Raw genomic sequence first — 20,894 nt, forward strand, 5'->3', positions numbered from 1 at the left:
AAACAGCCGCCCCGATTTTGGAGAAGGCCGAAGTCATCGACTTCGGCCTTCTCTTTTCGACCACACAACCCTACAGATCATCATAAGGGCGACGATCCTCGCCACCTGATGAATCCGAATTCATTCCCCAAAAGATTGACGCAAGCTCAAGCTCTGCCTATAGTTTCGCCTCTGACTCAGGTTTGCGTGGCTGCGATGTGCTCCGGCCTCCTCCTCATCCGATGACGGCCTGGCTTATGTGTGCCGGCGATAATGCCGCCTCAATACGAACGAAGGACGACCACCATGAAGCGACCCTCCCCCTCCTACTTGCGCGACGGTAAGAACCTGCTGCTGCTGGCGCTGGCCTTGCTCTTCGTCGTCGGCACCACCGCTTGTGGTGAAGATAGCATCTCAAGCGGTGACCCCGCCGCCTTCTCGCTGAATCCCAACCCCATCTCCTTCCAGCAGATCGCGTTGGGCGAAGAGAGCGCTGAGACGATCGTCATCGGCAACAGCGGCGACGGACCTCTGCGCATCACCAGCATCGAAATCCTGCAGAGCGGGAGTGCTTCGATTGATGCCTTCTACCCCGGTAACAAATGGCCCGAGGGCACGCTAGAGGTCGCTCCCAACTCCGAATACGACTTCCAGCTGATCTATCGCCCCGAGCAGCCCATCACCTATGGTGGGATTTTACGCCTGGTCACCAACGATACCTCGGTGGGCAACCAGGGCACCGTGGATGTCAACATCCGCACCCAGGGCCTCAACCCCGAGATCTTCTCGCCGCCCACCATCAGCTTCCCTCGCGTGCCCGCGGGACAGGAAGAGTGGAAGTTGGCTCAGGTGGCCAACATCGGCCAGGCTCCTCTGCTCATCGACGATATCGTGATGGGCGGCAACAGCGAATTCCGCGTCAGCTTCCCCGGTGCGCGCGACGGCGACGGCGTGCTGCCTCCCCCGGAACAGGACACCACCGACTTCCCCTCCGAGTTGGCCCCCGACGAGTCCTTCGAGATGCGCGTGTGGTTCAATCCGGCCACCGACGATCCCACCACCGGTGAGATCACCATCTACAGCAACGACCCCAGCCGTGGGGAGTTCCGCATTAACCTCAACGGCAACAGCGGCTCGGCCTGCATCGCCGTGACCGATGAGGACGGCATCGACTTCAACATCGCCTCCCTCGACCGCGCCACCAACCGCACCATCACCATCAGCAACTGCTCGCCAGGCTCCGCGCTCAACGTCAGCGAAATTTCGCTCAACGACGACGGCGGCGGCACCTTCAGCCTGCGCCCCGAGAGCCTTCCGGAGCTGCCGATCACTCTACTGCCCCGCGAGTCCTCCAACTTCGTGCTCACCTACACCCCCACCGAAGTAAGCACTCATGAGGGCGAGCTGCGCATCCTCTCGGATGACCCGGCCAAATCCGTGCTGGAGATTCCCCTGATGGGTCAGGGCTCCGACTCGGTCTGCCCCATCGCCGTAGCGACCGCCACCATCCAGGGTTCCAACCGCTACCAGACAGAGCTCGCCGCCAGCCCCCTGGAGACCATCCAGCTCAACGGCTCCGACTCCTCCGACCCCGACGGTACCAACATCACCTACGAGTGGAGCGTGATCTCGCGCCCGGTCGGCTCGCTCTCCCAGCTGCAGCCGTCCACGGCCAACGCCCAGCCCACCCTCTGGCTCGACATCGCTGGCACCTACGAAGTGGAGCTGGTGGTCTACGATGAGCTCGGCATGGCCTCCTGCGAATCCGCCATCGTGCGCATCAACGCCGTGCCCGAAGACGACGTCCACATCCAGCTGACCTGGACCATCCCCAACGTGCCCAACCCGCAGGCCAACATGCGCGGCACCGACCTTGACCTCCACTACCTCAGCTCAACCGGCACCTGGGGGAGCATGGATGGGTCCTCCATCTGGTACAATTACAAAGTAGGACGTGTGGGCACCCAGTTGGCTGGTGCTTCGCTGGATATCGACGACCTTTATGGTGTTGCTCCTGAGAACATCAACCATAACGATCCGGGCCAGGGCCTGGCCTACTCCGTCGGCGTTCACTACTATAACGCCAACGGTAACGGCGCCTCGCTTGCCACGGTTCGCTACTACCTCAGCCAACAGCTCGTGTACGAATACCGCGACAAGCCTCTGACTCAAGCCAAGCAGTTCTGGTACGTCGGCGGCATCGTGTGGAACACCCCGCCCACCGTCTTCGTGCGCGATGAGATCTTGTCAATTCCCACGCTGCGCTGATAGCCATCAAACACGCTTGCCTTCGGCAAGCGTGCTGGCCATGATTCGGGCGCCCTCCCCTGTGCGGGAGCGGCGCCCGCGTCGTTTCTTGGCGCACCCTGATCTCGCTAACTGACTGCCCCCCTTAACGTGATGGAGTCTTCTATGAGCACCTCCGAGGTGATGATTCGCATGCGCATCGGCATGGAGCAGGTTCACTACGCCGGCGACCTTGTCGACGGCGCCATGATGCTCAAACTCTTTGGTGACGTGGCCACCGAACTGCTCATCCGCCACGATGGCGACGAGGGCCTCTTCCGCGCCTACGACTCGGTAGAATTCCTGGCCCCGGTCCAGGCCGGTGACTACATCGAAGCGGTCGGCAGCATCACCCACGTGGGCAACTCCAGCCGCAAGATGCAGTTTGAAGCTCGCAAGGTTATTCGGCTCACCGGCAACCCCGACAACCCCGCCGAAGCCGAGGTGCTCGACGAACCCATCGTCGTCTGCCGTGCCACCGGCACCTGCGTGGTCCCCGTCGATCGCCAGCGCCGCTGAACCTCTGCCCACCTTTAAGACGAGCCCATCATGAGCGAAGCCAAACCCCTGATCATCACCGCCGCCGTCGTAGGTGCTGAGGTGATGCGCGAACACACCCCACATGTGCCCTATACCCCGGTGGAGATCGCCGAGGAGGCCGCCCGCTGCCGCCAGGCCGGCGCAGCCATGGTTCATGTGCACGGCCGCCTCGACGACGGCACTCCCACCCAGGATCGTGCCACCTTTGAATCGATCCTCAACGAGACTCGCCAGCGCACTGACGCCCTCGTGCAGTTCTCCACAGGTGGCGCGGTCTGGATGAGCGTCGATGAGCGCATTGAGGGCCTCGACCTGCGTCCCGATATGGCCACGCTTACCACCGGCACGGTCAACTTCGGCGACGACGTCTTCATGAACTCCCTGCCGATGATCCGCCAGATCGCCTCTCGCCAGCGCGAGCTCGGTATCGTCCCCGAGATCGAGGTCTTCGACACCGGCATGGTCGACACCGCCCTCAACCTCCTCAAAGAAGGCGTCGTCACCGCCCCCCTGCACTTTGATTTCGTGCTCGGTGTGCCCGGAGCCATGGGCGCTCGCGACGAAAACCTGCGCTTTCTCGTCGAGATGCTCCCCGAGGGCGCCACCTGGTCAGTCGCCGGCATCGGCCGCCACCAGCTCCCCCTGGCCGAACTCGCTATCGCCATGGGCGGCCACGTGCGCGTGGGCCTCGAAGACAACATCTACCTCTCACGTGGCGTCCTCGCAAAAGGCTCCTATGAGCTCGTCGAGCGCGTCGCCGAGCTCGCCGCAGCCGCAGGTCGTCCTCTGGCCACTCCGGCCGAGGCTCGCCAGCTTCTTCAACTCGATCGCTTTCAGAGTTTCTGAGCGATCGCGATCGCATTTCAGCCCCTATTCTCGCGCTAAAAAGGCCTTGCAAATTGCCAGATTGCGCGTAAATAGAGATTGACACGCGATCTGGCCAGCCCTATTCTCGGCCACGATTCGCAGTCCGAAGTCCATGGATACTCACTCAACCCGCATCCTGATAGTTCGCGAGTTGAAGCTGGGTTGGAATGGTTTAAGCCACGTTCTCACCTTAATTTCTGTTTTAAGGGGATCACCATGACGAAGTCCGATCTGATCAACGCCGTTAACGCTGCTGCTGCCGAGAAAGGCATCGAACTCACCAAAAAAGACACCGGTGAGCTCATCGACATCCTCTTTGACACGGTCTCCACGACCATCAAGGAAGATGAGCGTTTCTCCTACCCCAACTTCGGCACCTTCAGCGTCAAGCACCGCAAAGCGCGCGAAGGCCGTAACCCGCGCACCGGCAACACCATCAAGATCCCGGCGTCCTACTCGGTGGGCTTCAAGCCGGCGCCCAGCCTCAAAGACCTGGTCAACGAGAAGTAAGACCAGCCTTTGAGCAAGAGCGCGCCGCTCGCCAGTGGTGAGCACCTCGCGTTCTAAAAAGCTCTTAAGCCCCCTCCCGCATCTCGGGAGGGGGCTTTTTTTCTCTGCCTGCACCTCCCCGCAGAATTCGCCACAAGGCCCGGCTTTCACCGGACCCGAGGCACGTTCCCTCGCCTCCCCCTCCGACTGTGCGCTCAGCTCAGATGACGCTCAACACCAGCATCACCACAGCCCACACCCCGATGTTGAGGACGAAGGGTTTGTCGCGCAGCATCATCTCAGTGGGGCTTCGTGCATCCTCGCGACGCACGATCTGGAAAAAGCGCGCCAGCCCCACCACCACCATGGGAATCGTCACCGGCAACCACACGCTGGCAAAGGGCGTGGCCACCGTCCGAAGTGGCTGGTCGGGCAGAGACGCCGTCAGCGTGTAGATGGTATAGGCCGCCGACGTCAGCCCCGAGCAGACAAGCATTCCGAAGTCCACGTTCTCCAACCGGTAGCTATCCAGCACTCGCCTCGTGCGCTCCACGCTGCCGCTTAAGTAGAGCGCCAGCTCATGGCGCCGCTTCCCAAGTCCCAGGTAAAGCGCCAGCAGAAAGGTGCAGGCGACAAGCCACTCCGAGACAACCACCGAGACCGCTGCCGCTCCGGCGAGCACGCGTAAAACGAAGCCGGTGGCGATGATAGCAACGTCCACAAACGCGTAGTGCTTCAACTTCATCGAGTAGGCCAGGTTCATCACCAGGTAGGTGCCCACAGCCGCCGCAAAAAGGGGCGCCAGCACATAGGAGCCCACCGCCGCGACAACTCCGATCACCACCAACGCCCGCCAGGCCAGCGCCTGCGGCAAAAGTCCCGAGGCGATCGGCCTATGGCGCTTGACCGGATGCTCCCGGTCGCGCTCCACATCCATCAGGTCGTTGAGCAGATACACCGTGCCCGCCGCCAGCGAAAAAAGCAGCGCCGCGGCCAGCGCCTTCATGCTGAGCACCGGGTCCGTGTACGCCTTGGCAAAGAAAAGCGGCGCGAGCACAAAGGCATTCTTGACCCATTGATGCGGGCGCAGACTCTTCCAAAGCCCGAGCCAGGGGCGCGCTTCAACGTGCTCGATAGGATGCTGGGCGGCCAGCGCCGCCGATGAGTTCTGCTCTGGCACAATCGGGTCCAGGTCTGATAAGTCAGGTTGGGTCGCGCGCGCGCGCCGGACGTCACATCTGCACTACCACAGATGCATCCCAAAGTTCTCTCCCGGCGCGATCGCCCTGTCGTAGAGCCATATCTTATGTCGCACCTGCAAGACTACAACCTCTGGGAGCTCACCGTGCTCGCGATCTACTTCGCGGTGCTTCTGCTCCTCTCGTTTTACGGCTCGCATCGCTACGTTATCGTGCGCCTGTATCGCAAGCACGCCAGCGGCCCCGATCCCGAACCCGCCGGGCGCTTCGCGCCCGAGGCGCTGCCGGTGGTCACCGTGCAGCTCCCCTCCTTTAACGAACGCTACGTCATTGAGCGCCTCATCGACGCGACCTGTCAGCTTGATTATCCCGCTGACCGCCTCGAGATCCAGGTCCTCGACGACTCCACCGACGACACTACCGAACTGGCCCGCGCCCGCGTTGCACACTGGCAGGAGCGTGGCGTCGACATCAAACTTCTCCACCGCAAAGATCGCCACGGCTACAAAGCCGGTGCCCTGGAAGCCGGTCTTAAGAGCGCCCGCGGCGAGTTTGTAGCGGTCTTCGACGCCGACTTCATTCCCCAGCCCGAGTTTTTGCGCCAGACCATCGACCACTTCACCGAACCCGATATCGGCATGGTGCAGGCACGCTGGGACTACCTCAACCGCGACTACAGCCTGCTGACCCGCGCCCAGGCCGTGCTCCTCGACGGCCATTTTGTGCTGGAGCACACCGCGCGCAACCGCTCCGGTCGTTTTTTCAACTTCAACGGAACCGCCGGCATCTGGCGCCGCCAGACCATCGAAGACGCCGGCGGCTGGGAGCATCACACGCTCACCGAAGATCTCGATCTCTCTTACCGGGCCCAACTCGCCGGCTGGCGCTTTCGCTTCCTTCGCGACGTCACCGTCGCAAGCGAGCTCCCCGTGGAGATGAACGCCTTCAAAAGCCAGCAGCACCGCTGGTCCAAAGGCGCGCTTCAGACCGCCTTTAAGGTGCTGCCTCGCGTGCTACGCTCCGACCTTCCCCGCAGCATCAAGCTCGAGGCCATCCACCACCTCACCGGCAACCTGGCCTATTTTTTGATGGTCATTCTGGCCTTGATCATGCCCATGGCCACGCTGGTGCGCGTACAGCAGGGCTGGCACGAGGTGCTCCTCTTCGATCTTCCGATCTTTTTGAGCGCCACCTTCTCGGTCTGCTATTTCTACTGGGTGAGCCAGCGCGAAGTGGGCCGCTCCCGCCTTGAGATCGTCCGCATGATGCCGGCGGTGCTGGGCCTGGGGATCGGCGTTTCACTCAACAACGCCAAAGGCGTTGTCGAGGTGCTGCTCGGCCACAAGACGCCCTTTGTGCGCACCCCCAAATATGCCATTGAGCGCCGCGGGGAGTCCTGGACAAAACGCATCTACCGCGGCGGCCTCAACGCCATGCCTGCGCTGGAGTTCGCGCTGGGAGCCTGGTTCACCTACGCCATCTACGTGGTGCTCGTCGATCCGGCCCACCCCTTTGGCAGCCTCCCCTTCTTGATGCTCTTTCAGTTCGGGTTCTTCTACGTAGCGTTCTTAAGCGTCACCCAGACCCTCGGCGGCCGCTCCGAACCCCACCGCTGATCCTCACTCCGCGTTCACCGACTGAACGTACCGGCGCGCTGCTCCGGCAACATCTTCAGCGCCGAAGAGGCCGCCGATAACGGCCACGCCCGTAAACCCCGCCTCCAGACAACGCCTCACATGCTCAGGCCGCACCCCGCCCAGCGCGTACACCGGTAGAGGGCTTGACGCGATCAAGCTCGCCCACGTGTTCAGGTCCACCTCCCCGCCATAATCCGGCTTGGACACGCTCGCGAAGATCGGGCTGAGTGTCACAAAATCAGCCCCGGCCTCACAGGCCCGGCGCAGCTCTTCGGCGTTGTGGCAGGAGACGCCCACCCGCGCGTCGTTGCGCAACATCGCTCGCACCCGGGCCACCTCGCCAACCTGCCTCCCCTTCAGGTGCACGCCCCCACAACCAAGGCTCGCCGCGCGCTCGGGGTGGGCATGCAACAACACCTCCGCTCCCGCCTGACGCCCCCTCGCCACCGCCCGCGCCACCTCGGCCCACAGCGCCTCTCGCGCCGCTTCATTCAGCCCCACAAGCGCGTCGCCCACCCGTACCGAGAGCATTCTGACGCCTCCGGCGAGCGCCGAGGCCACAACTTCCTCCAGGAAAAGCCCCCTGGCCTCGCAGAAGCCCACGTCAGCGATCGCATAAAGGCGCGAGGGTAGCGAATGCGCCATCGATTAACTCGTCGGCTCCGAGCCCACCGCACCCTCCAGGGGCGTGGAGGCCTGCGCATAAAAACGCCGCGGAATCCGCCCGGCCTCATAGGCCCAGCGCCCCGCTCGCACCGCGTCGCGAAAGGCTTTTGCCATCGTCACAGGCTTCCCCGCCCCGCTGATCGCGCTGTTCAAGAGCACCCCGTCGCAACCCAGCTCCATCGCCAGAGCGGCGTCCGAGGCCGTCCCCACGCCGGCGTCCACCAGCATCGGCACCTCCATAAACTCCCGGATGATCTGGAAGTTATACGGGTTGCGAATGCCCATCCCACTGCCGATGGGTGAGCCTAAGGGCATCACCGCGGCGCAGCCGATATCCTGGAGTTTGCGGGCCAGCACCGGATCATCATTGGTGTAGGCCATGACCACAAAGCCGTCTTCAACAAGCGTGCGCGCCGCCTTCAAAAGCTCTTCGCTATCGGGCAAAAGCGTCTGGTCGTCGGCAATAACCTCCAGCTTGATCAGATCGGTCTCCAGCGCCTCGCGGGCGAGCTGTGCGGTGAGCACGGCGTCGCGCGCCGTGTAGCACCCGGCGGTGTTGGGTAAGAGCGTGTAGCGCTCCATCAGGATCTCCAGGATCCCCGCCTCGCGCGACGCCTCGATATCCAGGCGGCGAATGCCCACGGTCACAAGCTCAGTCTCACTGGCCTCCAGCGCGTCGAGCATCACCTGGTAGTTCGCATAGCGGGCGGTGCCCACCAGCAGGCGGCTCTCAAAGGTGTAGGGGCCAACCTTCCAGGTCGAGCCTTCGGACTCACTCATCCTCTTCTCCTTGCGAAACGTCGACGTTCTTAAAAAGGTCGTGTGATCAACCGCCCTGGGTGGCGCGAATGATCTCCACGCTGGCACCGGCTTCGATCACAGGCTCCTGCCAGCGGCTGCGGGGCACCACCTGCTCGCCCACCGCCACCGCCACCCCCCGGGCGGCTTCCACACCCAGCTCCGAGAGCAACGCCTCTACCGAGAGGCTCACCTCGCTCACGATGTTCTCCACCTTGCCGTTGACCCGAATCTCCATCGCCTCCATCCTCCGCAACTATGAGGGGCAGTGTCGCATCGAAGCCGCCTCTAAAAAACTTCGCGCGCGCCTCAACGCGCGCTACACACATCCCTGAACATTGCTCCCGCGCACCCCCGGGCACCATGAGCTCCGAGACATCTCAAACATCCACGCGCTCCATCGGACGCCGCATGGGCATCGCTGCCTTGATCCTGGCGGTGAGCACCTTCTTGAGCCGCATCCTGGGTTTTCTGCGCGAAGCGGTCATCGTCTACACCCATGGTGCCAGCGCCACCACCGATGCCTATCAGGCCGCGTTCACCATGCCCGACATGATGAACTACGTGCTGGCCGGGGGCACACTCTCGATCACATTTATACCGCTCTTCTCGGCCTATGTCGCCTCCGATGACGAGGAGGGCGCCTGGCGACTCTTCTCCACCATCGCCACCACCATGGGCTCGGTGCTCGCCATCTTCATCGCGCTGGGCTACGTGCTGGCCCCACAGATCGTTCCCCTGCTCAACCCGGGGTTCAACGATCCGGAACAGCTCGATCTGGCCGTGAGCATGACTCGCATCGTGCTGCTCGCCCCGATGGCCTTTTATATCGGGGGGCTGATTCAGGGCTCGCTCTTTGTGCGCGAGATCTTCTGGCCCAGCGCCATCTCCCCGCTGATCTACAACCTCTGCATCATCGCCGGCGGCGTGCTCCTCGATCCCTGGTTTGGCATCAAGGGCTTTGCCATCGGCGTGGTCATTGGCGCCCTGCTCGGGCCGTTGGCCGTTCCGATGTGGGCGGCGCGCAATGAGGTGAAGTTCAAGGCCCGTTTTGCCCCCTTCGACCCCGACTTTCGAGCCTTTTTGCTGCTGACCTTACCGCTGATGGTGGGCGTAAGCCTTGTGACCGTCGATGAGTGGTTCCTCAAGTATTTTGGCTCTTTGCAGGGCGATGGAGCGATCACCTGGCTGGCCAACGCGCGCAAGCTGATGATGGTGATCTTCGCCATCATCGGTCAGGCCGCCGGCCAGGCCGCGCTCCCCTTCCTCACGCGTCTCTTCCACCAGGGCGAAGAAGAAGAGATGGGCCAGATGCTCTCCCGCAGCCTTCAGCGGGTGGGCTTTCTGGCGATGGTCGGCGCGGCTGGCTTGATCGTGGCCGCCTATCCGCTGGTCCACGCAATCTTTCGCCACGGAGAGTTCTCGGCCTCCGATGCTGACACCATGGCCGGGCTGCTGGTGGTCTTTGCCTGTGGTCTGTGGGCCTGGGCGGTGCAGACCCTTGCGGTACGCGGCTACTACGCACGCAAGAACACCCTCACACCGATGATCCTGGGCTCAATCACAGTGGCCCTGGCGGCGCCTCTCTACGCGATCTTCGGTGAATCTTTTGGCGTGCGCGGCCTGGCGATGGCCACCACCGCCGGGATGACCCTCAACGCGCTCGTCACCATCGGGTACTACCGCTGGAAGGTCGGCCATCTTCCCCTGGGGCCGATCGTCCGCGGTACCCTTCGAGGCGCGCTGCACGGGGCGTGGGCAGCGGCGGCCGCCTACGGGGTCTTCCGCCTCTGGGGCACTCCGGCCGCAGGCCTTCAGCTCGCAGGCCTGGCCGCGCTCCTGGCCACCATGGGCACAGCCTTCTTCGCCGCGCTGGGGTTGAGCGCCTGGCTCTTCTCCCCGCCGGAGCTCGACGTGATCCTCGATCGCGTCAAACGACGCCTCAAGCGCTCGCCCTAAGTTGCTGATTTCACTTCAGAAAACACCCGAAGCAACGCTCCGCCGTCGACTGTCTTCGACTTAGTCAACCTTCGGAAGATCGACACGCTCGGTGACTTCAAACACCAGGATCTCCACCTGGTGCAGCAGATACACCGTGCGATAGACCTTCTCGTGCTGGTCGGGTGAGAACTTCGCCAGGAGCGCCCGCAGACTATCGCCCGCGCTAAGCTGGTTGAGCACACGTAGCTCGTGCGCCCGAAGCCGCAACCGATCCACGCTGAAAGGCGCCGGCTCGTTGAGGTAGATGCTCACGAAATTACGGCTGCGGTAGAGCTCTTTGATGCGCGCCAGCGGCACCTGCTCGCGGCACCCCTCCACGATCATCTCGTAGGTATCCAGACCCAGCGAGTACCCCTGGGTATCGGGCTCCTGGTTCTCGTAATAGCCGTAGTAGCCCTCGGGCCAGGTGAAGATCTCCAGAAGTTTCTCGCGCATCTGGCTGGAAAGATGGGTGAAGATCGCGTGCGCCGGGATGGCGCCGATGGCCACCAGCGCGTCCCCCAGACGGCCGCCCCATTCATTGAGACGCGCCAGGCCCTCCTGAAGCTGCGCCTCGGTGATGAGGTCGCGGGTGCGCAAAAAATGCCCGAGCAACTCTTCGCGGCGGTTGGAGTCCACATAAATGGGCTCCCCGCAACGAATGAAAATCGACTTCTCGACCTGCCCGTTGGTCACAAAGAGACGCCCGGTCTCGCCGGCGCGGTGCAACCTTCCCAGAATCCGTGCGACAGACACCTCCGCCAGCTCACCCTCATAGCTGGCGTAGAGGTTCTTGAGCTCCTGAAAGGTCGAGCCAAGCGCCCGCTCGGTCACCACCAGCCCCATCGAGGGGGGAGACTGAGAGACCGGCGAGGACTGCCCGCCCAGCTCACTTTCCGAGGGGGGCGGAGGGCTTAAATCGGCCACATCAGTGCTGCCGGCGGCCAACGAGTTACGATCGTCGACCATCACATCGGTATCACCGACGGCGGCGCTCTCTTCTTCCATGGCGCCGACCGCACGGCGAACATCGCGCATTACGTCGGTATCAGCGCCGCGGCTGGCTGAATCAAGGGTGGCTTCCACCGCTACCGGGCGTGCCCGTCGGGCGGTGGCACGGCCAGAGGAAACCTCGATCTCGCTGACTTCATCGAGTTTAACCCAGGGGCCATCGCCCACCGCGACACGATCGTCGGCGCGTGGACGACGTACCCGGAGAAGATCGACCAGCGTATGCGGCCCCATCGGTCCAAACACAAGCCCGCTGCCGTCGCGGTAGCGGTAGCGCCGCTCCTCGCCCTCATCCTCCGTCGGCGCCTCGGGTTCCTGACTCCGCGCGACCTGCCCGGCGAGCTCGCCGGCGGGCATCCGCCCGGTATTCTTCGGGTCGCGCACCGCGGCGGTTTCTCCCATCGCCATCAGCTCGGCGCTGTTGGCCTTCTGCTCCGGGGTAAACTCCACCTCGGAGGCTGCCGCAGCCGGCGTCACTCGGGGCGCGCTATCTTCGAAAAGTCGATGAGCGGCAAGCCCACCCGGCTCGCTGCGACGCTGGCTCTTCTCCTCCTCGATCTCCCGGGCGAAGAGCCGACGCATCAGATTGGAGAGATCGTTGCCGCTGACTTTGATGCCGTGCTGAAAACAAAAGTCCATCAGCGCCTGATAGAACTCTCCGGCGCTCTGGTAGCGATCTTCGCGGTGACGCGCCAGACCGGTGCGAATGATCTGCACCAGGTCCGAGGGCAGCGGCCCCATCTTCCCCAGGCTCGCCTCCACATCGGCGTCACGCACCTTGAGCATCACGTCGAGGTCGGAGCTGCCCACGAAGAGGCGGTTCATGCTCAACGCCTCCACAAACACGATGCACGCCGAGAAGATGTCGCTGCGCGAGTCGATCTCCTCGCCCATCACCTGCTCCGGGCTCATGTAGCCAACTTTACCCTTGAGCGTGCCACTCTCGGTGAGGTTGCGCTGGATGGCGGCCTTGGCCACTCCGAAGTCGCCCACCTTCACATCCCCGGCGTAGCTGATCAGGATGTTCGAGGGGCTGACATCGCGGTGAATGATGTTGAGATCGTCGCCGTAGGGATCTTTGGCGCGGTGGGCAAAATCTAGCCCCTTGAGCATCTCCATGGCGATGAAGAGCACAAGATTGAGCGGGATCTTGATGTTGAGTTCGGCGCAACGCGCCAGCACATCGAGCAGATCCTTGCCATGCACAAACTCCATGGCGATGTAGTACTGGTGATCCATCTCCCCCAGATCAAAAACCTGCACCACATTGGCGTGGTAGAGGCTCACCGCGATCTTGGCCTCGTTGATGAACATCTCGACGAACTCGGTGTCATCGACCAGGCTGGGCAAGATCAGCTTGATGGCGAACTCTTTCTCAAAGCCCGCCGCCCCGAAGGTTTTGGCACGATAAATCTCTGCCATCCCCCCCGCGCCGATCTTTTGCAGGAGGGCGTAGCGCCCGAACTTTGTCCACTCGCGGTTGCTCTCAGCCACAGATGATGCCTACGCGCTCAAGATCGAATCGCTCACCGGCCGAGCCGGCGGGGTACAGACACGCCTGATTGTCGATGGCCTGACCCCGAAATTTGGCAGGATGGGTCGTCGCCTCGGTCCGCTGATTCACTGACATCTCTTCGGGGGAAGCGTTTCACCTGGCCGGCGGCGGCCTGGCGCGCGCTCAAAACCGGTACCGGATGTATGGATCGCGTCGTTCTGACCTCCGAAGCGTAACACAGACTTTCGGGCGCAAGCCAGCCGGGTTTGCGCCTGCGAAAAGCCGGGAGCTGCGCCTCGAATTTCGCGCATACGGCGGTTGCACCAATCGCCTCAGCGCGCATAAAAGAAAGCCCCGCTCAGCCTGAGCGCCCCCGCCGCACTGCCCGCATGAGGAGCCGGAGCGTGACCAAACACAAAAGCCCCGACGAACGCGCCGACCAGATCCTGGCGGCCGCCCGCGCCTGCTTTCTGGAGCGGGGCTACTTCGCCACCAAAATGGACGATATCGCCCGCGCCGCAAAGCTCTCCAAAGGGGGGGTTTACTTTCACTTTCCCTCCAAGCGCGAGATCTTCCGGGCGCTGGTGCAGGCGGAGTTTGACCGCGCCACCGCGTTTATGGACCAGGTTGTCGATGAGGAGGGCGATCTTCTGGCGCAGCTCCTGCGCCTGGGCGACCACTTCGTCGAAGCCTTTGCGGCCGACGCTACGATGCCACGCTTTATGCTCATAGCCGCGGAGATGTCGCTGCGCGATGAGCCGATCCGCCAGATGTTGCTGGAGTTGCAGGAGGCTTATATCGAGCGCCTCACCGCGATTCTGGAACGCGCCATCGCCGACGGGCACCTGCGTCAGATCGACGCGCGGGCCACAGCCATCGCGCTTAAGTCGCTGGTCGATGGCGTCCAGGCCGCCTACGCGGTCGGCTACGAGCCCAACCGCGATCGCCTGGTCGAGGCGACGTTTGCGTTGATCGGCAACGGGCTTGCCCCGCGCTAAAACGCGCGTCGAAACGCCCCGGGGCAGCCCTGCAAGCCTGCTTTATTCGGCCGGAGCCGCTTCGCCTTCGGCCGGAGCTGCTTCGCCTTCAGCCGGAGCCGCTTCGCCTTCGACCGCAGCGCCTTCTTCACCCACGCCGCTGGGCTCGTAATGCGTGCAGCCAACCCCCACGCGGTTGCCCAGGAAGGCCACCAGCACCACCGCCAAAAAGCCGAAGATCAATCCCGTCGTAATTTCTTTCGCCATAACGAAGGCTTACCTGAGTCTGTGGACGCTGCCCGCTCCGGGGCAAATGTGAGTGTGCGGGGCTTACCCGACATCCGCGTCGCTTTAGTCATCATCGGCCCCCTATCACACACGCTCAACGAGGGCCGCACAGCGTGGCGAATGGTCTAATATAACGCCGCCACGCTGGCAATCCCCATTCCGCGCCTGAGACCATGCGCCGCACCCCGGCGAGTTTGCCGCGTGTGTGGCGCTGTGCTACATCTGCAGGGTCTATGTCATGTGTGCCTTGCCGCTTTATTCCGGCCCGCGCTCCGGACGCTCGCGGTGAGCCCCGATTGAGCATTTCTCTGGATACGTCATGGAAAGTCTTCCGATGCGATCTCTCGCCCGCCACATCATCGTCGCCACCCTGTTCGCGTTGTGGGCGCTTGTGCTCAGCGGCTGCGGCCGGACCGTGCTGATGGATCGCTGTGAGACGGACAGCGAGTGCCCCACCGGCTCCCAGTGTCTGGGCGCGGTCTGCTCCGAGCCTCTGCGCTGCCAGAGCGAGACGGACTGCCCCGCACAGGCGATCTGTCGTGGCGGCTTCTGCGCCCCTGCTCCCGAATGCACCGAAGACGCCCAGTGCGCCGAAGATCAGATCTGTCAGGAGGGAAGCTGCGTCGACGACGGTCCGCTCTGTGAGAGCGCCGACGATTGCCAGCCTGGCGAGCGCTGCGTCGACGGGGACTGCCTGCCGCAATGTGAAGAAAACAGCGATTGTGAGAACGGCGAGCTCTGCGTCGATGGTTTCTGCTCGGAAACCTGCGAATGCGCCGAAGATTCTGATTGTCCCGAATCCCTCACCTGCGATGACGACGCCTGCCAGTGTATCGAAGAACCCGGCTGCCAGAGCGACGATGAGTGCGAAAGTGGCGAGGTCTGCCAGGATGGAAGCTGCGTCATTCCTCAGCCCGAATGCATCATCGATGCGCAGTGCGGCCCCGGTGAGCAATGCGACGACAACCGCTGCGTCCCCGCACCTGAATGCAACCTCGACCAGGACTGCCCCGGAAACGCCATCTGCCTCGACGGCACCTGCCAGGTATTGCCGCCGGAGTGCCGGTTTGACGACGACTGCGGCCCCAACGCCATCTGCCTCGACCAGATGTGCATGCCCATCGATGGCGAATGCCGAGTCAACGCCGACTGCCCGACCAACTTCAACTGCATCGATCAGTTCTGCGTCTTCGTCGGCGAATGCCTGCGCGATGACGAGTGTGCCTTCGGCCAGATCTGCCAGGACGCCACCTGCGTGGCACCCCAGTGCCAGGACGATGCCCAGTGCGGCCCGGGCGGCCAGTGCGTCGAGGGCTCCTGCATATTCATCCCCTGTCAGGGCGACGATCAGTGCCCCGATAACCAATCCTGCCAGGAGGGCATCTGCCAGCCGGTCGAGCTGGAGTGTCGCACCAACGCCGACTGCGGCGCCGGCGAAGTCTGCGCCGACAACGTCTGCCTGCCGCGCCCGCCGGAGTGCTTTGACGACTTTGACTGCGGACTGGGCCAGAGCTGCATCGACGGCCAGTGCTTCGGCGGCCCGCAGTGCCAGAGCGACCAGGACTGCCTGCCCACCGAGATCTGCCGCGCCGGCCAGTGTGTGACCACCCAGGGTTGCCAGATCGACAGTGACTGTGGCCAGGCCGAGATCTGCCTCAGCGGCGACTGCTACTTCGTGGGAGACTGCCGCGCCGATACCGACTGCCGCCGCGATGAGCAGTGCATCGACTTCCGCTGTGAGTTTACCGATCCCTGCCAGGCGATCTCGTGTGAGCCGGGCACCGCGTGCGAGCGTGGCGACTGCGTCCCGGTCGACGGCTGCATCGTCGATACCGACTGCCCCGCCGGCGAAGCCTGCATCAATGGCTCCTGCACCAACCCCAACGAGTGCAGCACCGACGCGGACTGCCGCGCCGATGAGTTCTGCCAGAGCGGCCAGTGCCTGCCCCAGGGCGAGTGCCAGGTCGACGGCGACTGCCGCGAGGGCGAGGTCTGCGAAAACAACTTCTGCACCACCCCGGATCAATGCCGCCGCGATGCGGATTGCCCCCCGGGACAAGAATGTGAATCGCTGACCCGCCAGTGCCAGCCCGCTGTCGAGTGCTCCAGCGCCAACGACTGCCCTGACGGGTTCACCTGCCTCGACGATCGCTGCGTAGACCTGCGCGAGTGCACCGTCGACCGCGACTGCCCCGCCGGCACCATCTGCAACGGCTTTTTCTGCCAGCCTCGCCCTGAATGCAGCGCCGACAACGACTGTGAGACTGGCGAGCGCTGTGACCTGGGCAACTGTGTGGCCACCCGCTGCCAGGGCAATGAGCAATGCCCGCCCTCCTGGCAATGTCTGGCTCAGCGCTGCGTCCCGCCCCTGGCCTGCACCGGCGACCAGGACTGCCCGCTGCCTAACCTTCAGTGCATCAACAATGTGTGTGTTGATCCGGGAGGCTGCCAGTCCGACGCCGAATGCTTCCCCGGCACCAGTTGTGTGGCCGGCATCTGCCTGCCCCTGCCCCCGCCGGAATGCAGCGCTGACAGCGACTGCCGCAACGATCAGATCTGCGAGTTCGGCATCTGCGCGCCGCGCCCCGAATGCACCAGCGATCGCGACTGCTCAGCCACCGAGCGCTGCCTGAACTACCAATGCCAGCGAGTGCGCGAGTGTATGCGCGACGATCAGTGCCCCGAAGGTTCGCAATGCATCGATGAGAGCTGTGTGGCTGTCGAATGCAACGCCGACGGCGACTGCGGCCCCGGTCAGCTCTGTGGCGCCGACGGCCAGTGCGTGCCCAACCCGCCGCAATGCAGCCTGGACGCCGATTGCCCCGACGGTTTTGAGTGCCGCGGCGGCAACTGCCGACCGATCGTCTCGGAGTGCTCCACCGACAACCAATGCGGCCCCAATCAGACCTGCCAGCAGGGCGTATGTGTCGACCCGGTGCCCGAATGCGTCGAAGACAGCGACTGTGCAAACGGCCGCGAATGCGTGCGCGGCTCCTGCCAGACCGCCCCGCCCTGCCGCCGAGACAGCGAATGCGCCGCCGATCAGATCTGCGACGCATTTAGCGGCCGCTGCATCGCCGAGACCACCTGCACCTCCAGCAACACGTGCCCCCAGGGTCAGACCTGCATCGGAGACACCTGCCGTCTGGTGCGCAGTTGCCAGGTCACCGCTGACTGCGCCGCCGGCACCGAATGCATCGAAGGCCTGTGCCGCGTGGCCACGACCTGCTCGATCGATGCCGACTGCTCCGGCGCCGAGCGCTGCGACGCCGGTTACTGCCAGCCCTTCGCCTGCCAGAGCGACAACGATTGCTCCAGCGGCTCGCTCTGTGTTGCCAACCGCTGCACCTCCGAGCCCTTCTGCGAATCCAACGCGGACTGCCCCGCCCCCACAACGTGCATCAACTTCGTCTGCCAGAACCCCGGCGGCTGCTCCGATGACAGCCAATGCCCCCTGGGTCAGGTCTGCTACGCCGGCGCCTGCTTCAGCTTCCCGCCCTCCGAATGCAACCGCGATACCGACTGCGCCCAGGGCAACGAGTGCAACTTCGGCGTCTGCGAAGACACCTCCCCGCCTCAGGCCTGCCGCATTAACTCCGAGTGCCCACCCGGCGAGCTCTGCATCGGTGCGGTCTGCATGGGCGGCACCGAATGCAACTCCAACCAGGACTGCGCCTTCCCCGAGGTCTGCCAGAACAACCAATGCGAGCTCGCCGCTCCCTGAGCGCGCCGTTCTGGCAAACGAGCTTCAACCGGCCATGACCATTGCGCCCGAGCCGCCCCCTGTACTATGGGGGCTGGCTCCGGCCGCCTCTTCGTCAAGGTAGGCCCCCCGCCACGAGCCAAACCCCGGGGCCGGGAAGATCGCCCGCGCCCTGCGCCTTCTTCATCCGCCTGAGCGCCTCAGGTCCCCGCCCCTCGCCCGACCCTCCCCAGGTTTTCTCATGTCTCTGACCACGCCCGCCCAACGCGCCGCTGATATCGCCCAGGAGCGCGGCACCCCCGAACGTGAAGAGCGCAGCTGGCTGCGCCTCACCGAGATCTTTTTCAGCATCCAGGGTGAGTCCAGCTTCGCCGGCATGCCCTGCACCTTCGTGCGCCTCTCGCGCTGTAACCTGCGCTGCACCTGGTGCGACACCACCTACTCCTTCAACGGTGGCGACCGCACCGAGATCGACGACATCATCGATCGCCTCGATGCGATCGGCTGCAAGATCGTCGAGATCACCGGCGGCGAGCCCCTGCTCCAGCGCCCGGTGCATACCCTGATGAGCCGCCTCTGCGACCTGGGCTACACCGTGCTCATCGAGACTTCCGGCTCCCTCGACATCGCCCCCATCGATGAGCGCGTGCACATCATCATGGATCTCAAAGCCCCGGGCAGCGGTGAAGTCGACAAGAACCTCTTCAGCAACATCGCGCACCTCAAGCCCACCGATGAGGTGAAGTTCGTGCTCCTCAACCGCGAGGACTTCGACTGGGCCATCGCCACCATCGAGGAGCATCATCTGCTGGAGCACGCCCAGATCATCTTCTCCCCCGTCCATGGCGAGCTCTCCGGACACGAGCTGGCCAACTGGATCCTGGAGAGCGGCAAGACGATCCGCCTGGGACTGCAGATCCACAAGTTCCTCGACGTCGAATAGATCGCCGAGCGCGCCCCCGCGCCCCGGACAGATATAAAAGCCGGCAGCTCGTGATGAGCGCCGGCTTTTTTGATCTCCCCCTTACAATGCTCGCTCAGGTTCAGGCACCTTCAAGCGTATCGACACGCTCGCGCAGCTCCTTACCCACCTTGAAATGCACCGACTTCTTGGCCGACACCTGCACCTCATCACCGGTGCGGGGGTTGCGTCCCTTGCGCGCGCGGTAGTTGCGAATGGAGAAGCTTCCAAACCCGCGCACCTCGATGCGCTCATCCTCCATCAGCGCGTCGCTCATCGCATCGAAGACCGCGTTAACGATCTCTTCGGCGTGGTTTTTAGGAAGATCAATACGTTGCGACACCAACTCAATGAGTTCCGACTTCGTCATTCTACTACTCGTCCGAATGCAGTTCAGCGGGCACAAATAAGAACATGCTGCCCTTTACGAAAGGCAAAATCCTTAATTCCCACAGCACGTTATCAACACCGGCGTTGATCTGCCACGCCCCCCTTCCGATGTCAACCCGCGATACCCCTTAAGGATGAACACAGGCGCGCACGCACACCCCGACAAAAAAACGCCTCCCCGTAAAGGGAGGCGTTGATGAGGCCGCTCGCCACGGGCATCTGCCCGGTCAGCGCGTTTAGTTCTGCTGCTCCTGATGCACGCGGAAGAGCTGCTGGCCCATAAAGATGTAGTCGCGATGACGCAGACGCGTCTTCTCCCAGATCTTGATCCAGGTGCCGTTCGACGAGTTCAGATCGACCAGGTAGCAGTGGTTATCTTCCCCGGCGTAGATCTGGGCGTGACGACCGCTCATGAACTTATCGTGCGGGAAGACAATATCGCCCTTCTCGCGCCCGAGCACCGCGCCGGCCTCCGGCAGGCAGTAGACATTCTGAATGATGCCGCCGATCCCGACCTGCAGGATCTTGAAGGTGCCCCCCGGTGCCGGGCTCCCCATATAACGGGTGCCGTCACTGCTCTTGGTCTTCGGCGTGATCGACTGCTCAAAGCGCTCAAAACGCAGCACCTGTCGCCCCATCAGGATGGTGTCGCCGGCGGTGAGCCGGGTTTCATCCCGAAGTTTGATGAAGGTGCCGTTGAGGCTGTAGAGATCTTCGATAAAGAGCCTGCCATCGACCACGTGGAAGCGGGCATGACGCGGGCTCAGGAAGGCGTCGGTGGGAAAGCGCTGATCGCCCTCGCGACCCACCGTCGTCTCCAAGAACTCCAGGGCGATTGCGCTTCCGTCGCTGCCATCTTCGTTGATCGAGATGAGCTGAATCGGCCAGGGATTCTTCTGATGGGCAGCTTCGGAGGCCGGCGGGGCTTCGCGACGCTTCTCCACCAGGGCCGAAGCGCCGGCGCCACGGCCGCGCAGGCTCACCTTATGGGTACCGGGCTTCTTGGGCGCGGCCAGCGCACCACCGCACTCCACACAGAACTTCATCGAAGCCGGGTTTTCCGCGTGGCAGGAGGGGCAAACCACCGGGCGCCGACGCTCTTCGAGCGGCTCCACATCGACCATCGGCAGGCTATCGCTGCTCTGACCGACATCTCGCCCCGTGATCGAAACCTCGCCCAGATCTTCAAGCGGCGCCAGGATCACCGGCTCGGCCGTGGCTTCCAGCGCATCGAGCAGAAACCCGGCGTCGACATCCGACGAGCCCTGATCGCTATCGAGGGTCGGCGCGTCTTTAAGCGCCGCACCGCTGAGCGCCGAACTGCTGCGAAAGCGCTTGGCCACCGCGGCGACCGCTTCGTCATCGTCAGGCTGGTAGGTGGGGAGATCGAGGCCACTGGAGCGCGGCGCGCGAATGCGCCCGCCCAACTTAAAGGATAGCCCCTCTGCGCGCTCCTCATGTGCCGTCTCTGTCTGTTCGTCTTTCAACTTCGACGACAGCTTCTGGTCGCTCACCGATTGCCTCCGGAGGTCGATGTTTCGCGAGCTTCCCTCGTGTGGGCGTGCTCGTGGATGGAACGCCCGCAATCTACAAGAGCCCCCCCAACCTTTCAAGGCTGACCGGGGCGT

General features: G+C 63.4%; 18 protein-coding genes. 9 read left to right on the plus strand and 9 right to left on the minus strand.

Annotated elements, in window-relative coordinates; all coding sequences use genetic code 11:
• Positions 1-285 precede the first annotated feature (285 nt).
• The 4 genes from EA187_RS06235 to EA187_RS06250 all read left to right on the plus strand — a co-directional run bounded on the left by EA187_RS06235 (position 286) and on the right by EA187_RS06250 (position 4,182).
• On the plus strand, positions 286-2,247 hold the full coding sequence (locus tag EA187_RS06235; protein ID WP_164856055.1) for a choice-of-anchor D domain-containing protein: 1,962 nt from the start codon (positions 286-288) through the stop codon (positions 2,245-2,247).
• Positions 2,248-2,391: 144 nt separating this feature from the next.
• Positions 2,392-2,784 carry a 3-aminobutyryl-CoA ammonia lyase gene (gene kal / locus EA187_RS06240; protein ID WP_127779579.1) on the plus strand — a complete coding sequence of 131 codons (393 nt, stop codon included), beginning with the start codon at positions 2,392-2,394 and terminating at the stop codon, positions 2,782-2,784.
• A gap of 30 nt (positions 2,785-2,814) precedes the next feature.
• On the plus strand, positions 2,815-3,651 hold the full coding sequence (gene kce, locus EA187_RS06245; protein WP_127779581.1) for a 3-keto-5-aminohexanoate cleavage enzyme: 837 nt from the start codon (positions 2,815-2,817) through the stop codon (positions 3,649-3,651).
• Positions 3,652-3,888: 237 nt separating this feature from the next.
• Positions 3,889-4,182, plus strand: coding sequence for an HU family DNA-binding protein (locus EA187_RS06250; RefSeq protein ID WP_115606714.1), 294 nt, complete (start codon positions 3,889-3,891; stop codon positions 4,180-4,182).
• Positions 4,183-4,381: 199 nt separating this feature from the next.
• Here EA187_RS06250 and EA187_RS06255 read toward each other — a convergent pair whose 3' ends face one another.
• A complete protein-coding gene (locus tag EA187_RS06255) occupies positions 4,382-5,341 on the minus strand; it encodes a decaprenyl-phosphate phosphoribosyltransferase (protein WP_164856056.1) in 960 nt (319 codons plus the stop codon).
• A gap of 126 nt (positions 5,342-5,467) precedes the next feature.
• Here EA187_RS06255 and EA187_RS06260 point away from each other — a divergent pair, with 126 nt between their 5' ends.
• Complete coding sequence (locus EA187_RS06260; protein ID WP_127779582.1) at positions 5,468-6,976, plus strand: cellulose synthase family protein; 1,509 nt, start codon at positions 5,468-5,470, stop codon at positions 6,974-6,976.
• A gap of 3 nt (positions 6,977-6,979) precedes the next feature.
• Here EA187_RS06260 and EA187_RS06265 read toward each other — a convergent pair whose 3' ends face one another.
• Genes EA187_RS06265 through thiS form a run of 3 tightly spaced genes read right to left on the minus strand, consistent with a single transcriptional unit; the run spans position 6,980 to position 8,699 of the window.
• On the minus strand, positions 6,980-7,642 hold the full coding sequence (locus tag EA187_RS06265) for a thiamine phosphate synthase (protein ID WP_127779584.1): 663 nt from the start codon (positions 7,640-7,642) through the stop codon (positions 6,980-6,982).
• A gap of 3 nt (positions 7,643-7,645) precedes the next feature.
• Positions 7,646-8,443: a thiazole synthase gene (gene thiG, locus EA187_RS06270; protein ID WP_127779586.1), complete on the minus strand. Its 798-nt coding sequence runs from the start codon at positions 8,441-8,443 to the stop codon at positions 7,646-7,648.
• A gap of 46 nt (positions 8,444-8,489) precedes the next feature.
• Entirely contained in the window at positions 8,490-8,699 is a 210-nt protein-coding gene (thiS, locus tag EA187_RS06275) for a sulfur carrier protein ThiS (protein WP_127779588.1), read from the minus strand.
• A 125-nt stretch (positions 8,700-8,824) separates the two neighbouring features.
• Here thiS and murJ point away from each other — a divergent pair, with 125 nt between their 5' ends.
• Entirely contained in the window at positions 8,825-10,420 is a 1,596-nt protein-coding gene (murJ, locus tag EA187_RS06280; RefSeq protein ID WP_164856057.1) for a murein biosynthesis integral membrane protein MurJ, read from the plus strand.
• A 60-nt stretch (positions 10,421-10,480) separates the two neighbouring features.
• On the opposite strand, the gene EA187_RS06285 is transcribed toward murJ, so the two are convergent.
• Both EA187_RS06285 and EA187_RS20325 read right to left on the minus strand, forming a co-directional pair.
• Complete coding sequence (locus EA187_RS06285; RefSeq protein WP_127779592.1) at positions 10,481-12,946, minus strand: protein kinase domain-containing protein; 2,466 nt, start codon at positions 12,944-12,946, stop codon at positions 10,481-10,483.
• Positions 12,939-13,076 (minus strand): hypothetical protein, encoded by a 138-nt coding sequence (locus tag EA187_RS20325; RefSeq protein ID WP_164856058.1) that lies wholly within the window; start codon positions 13,074-13,076, stop codon positions 12,939-12,941. The genes EA187_RS06285 and EA187_RS20325 overlap by 8 nt, the downstream gene beginning before the upstream one ends.
• Positions 13,077-13,351: 275 nt before the next feature.
• Between EA187_RS20325 and EA187_RS06290 the strand changes: the two genes are divergently transcribed.
• Positions 13,352-13,945, plus strand: a complete 594-nt coding sequence (locus EA187_RS06290; RefSeq protein ID WP_164856059.1) for a TetR/AcrR family transcriptional regulator — start codon at positions 13,352-13,354, stop codon at positions 13,943-13,945.
• A gap of 42 nt (positions 13,946-13,987) precedes the next feature.
• On the opposite strand, the gene EA187_RS06295 is transcribed toward EA187_RS06290, so the two are convergent.
• The gene (locus tag EA187_RS06295; protein ID WP_115606698.1) at positions 13,988-14,191 is read right to left on the minus strand and encodes a hypothetical protein; all 204 of its coding nucleotides are present in this window, start codon (positions 14,189-14,191) and stop codon (positions 13,988-13,990) included.
• A gap of 355 nt (positions 14,192-14,546) precedes the next feature.
• Here EA187_RS06295 and EA187_RS06300 point away from each other — a divergent pair, with 355 nt between their 5' ends.
• Both EA187_RS06300 and EA187_RS06305 read left to right on the plus strand, forming a co-directional pair.
• Positions 14,547-17,936 (plus strand): DUF7107 domain-containing protein, encoded by a 3,390-nt coding sequence (locus EA187_RS06300; RefSeq protein WP_164856060.1) that lies wholly within the window; start codon positions 14,547-14,549, stop codon positions 17,934-17,936.
• Between the two features lie 355 nt (positions 17,937-18,291).
• Positions 18,292-18,858 carry a radical SAM protein gene (locus tag EA187_RS06305; protein WP_347343333.1) on the plus strand — a complete coding sequence of 189 codons (567 nt, stop codon included), beginning with the start codon at positions 18,292-18,294 and terminating at the stop codon, positions 18,856-18,858.
• A gap of 100 nt (positions 18,859-18,958) precedes the next feature.
• Here the strand turns inward: EA187_RS06305 and EA187_RS06310 are convergent, their stop codons facing one another.
• Together EA187_RS06310 and EA187_RS06315 are read right to left on the minus strand one after the other, a co-directional pair.
• A complete protein-coding gene (locus tag EA187_RS06310; protein ID WP_488226193.1) occupies positions 18,959-19,264 on the minus strand; it encodes an HU family DNA-binding protein in 306 nt (101 codons plus the stop codon).
• A 238-nt stretch (positions 19,265-19,502) separates the two neighbouring features.
• Positions 19,503-20,780 carry a double zinc ribbon and FHA domain-containing protein gene (locus EA187_RS06315; protein WP_115606691.1) on the minus strand — a complete coding sequence of 426 codons (1,278 nt, stop codon included), beginning with the start codon at positions 20,778-20,780 and terminating at the stop codon, positions 19,503-19,505.
• Between the last annotated feature and the right edge of the window lie 114 nt (positions 20,781-20,894).

This window comes from Lujinxingia sediminis (genome assembly GCF_004005565.1).
GTDB classification, from domain to species: Bacteria; Myxococcota_A; Bradymonadia; order Bradymonadales; family Bradymonadaceae; genus Lujinxingia; species Lujinxingia sediminis.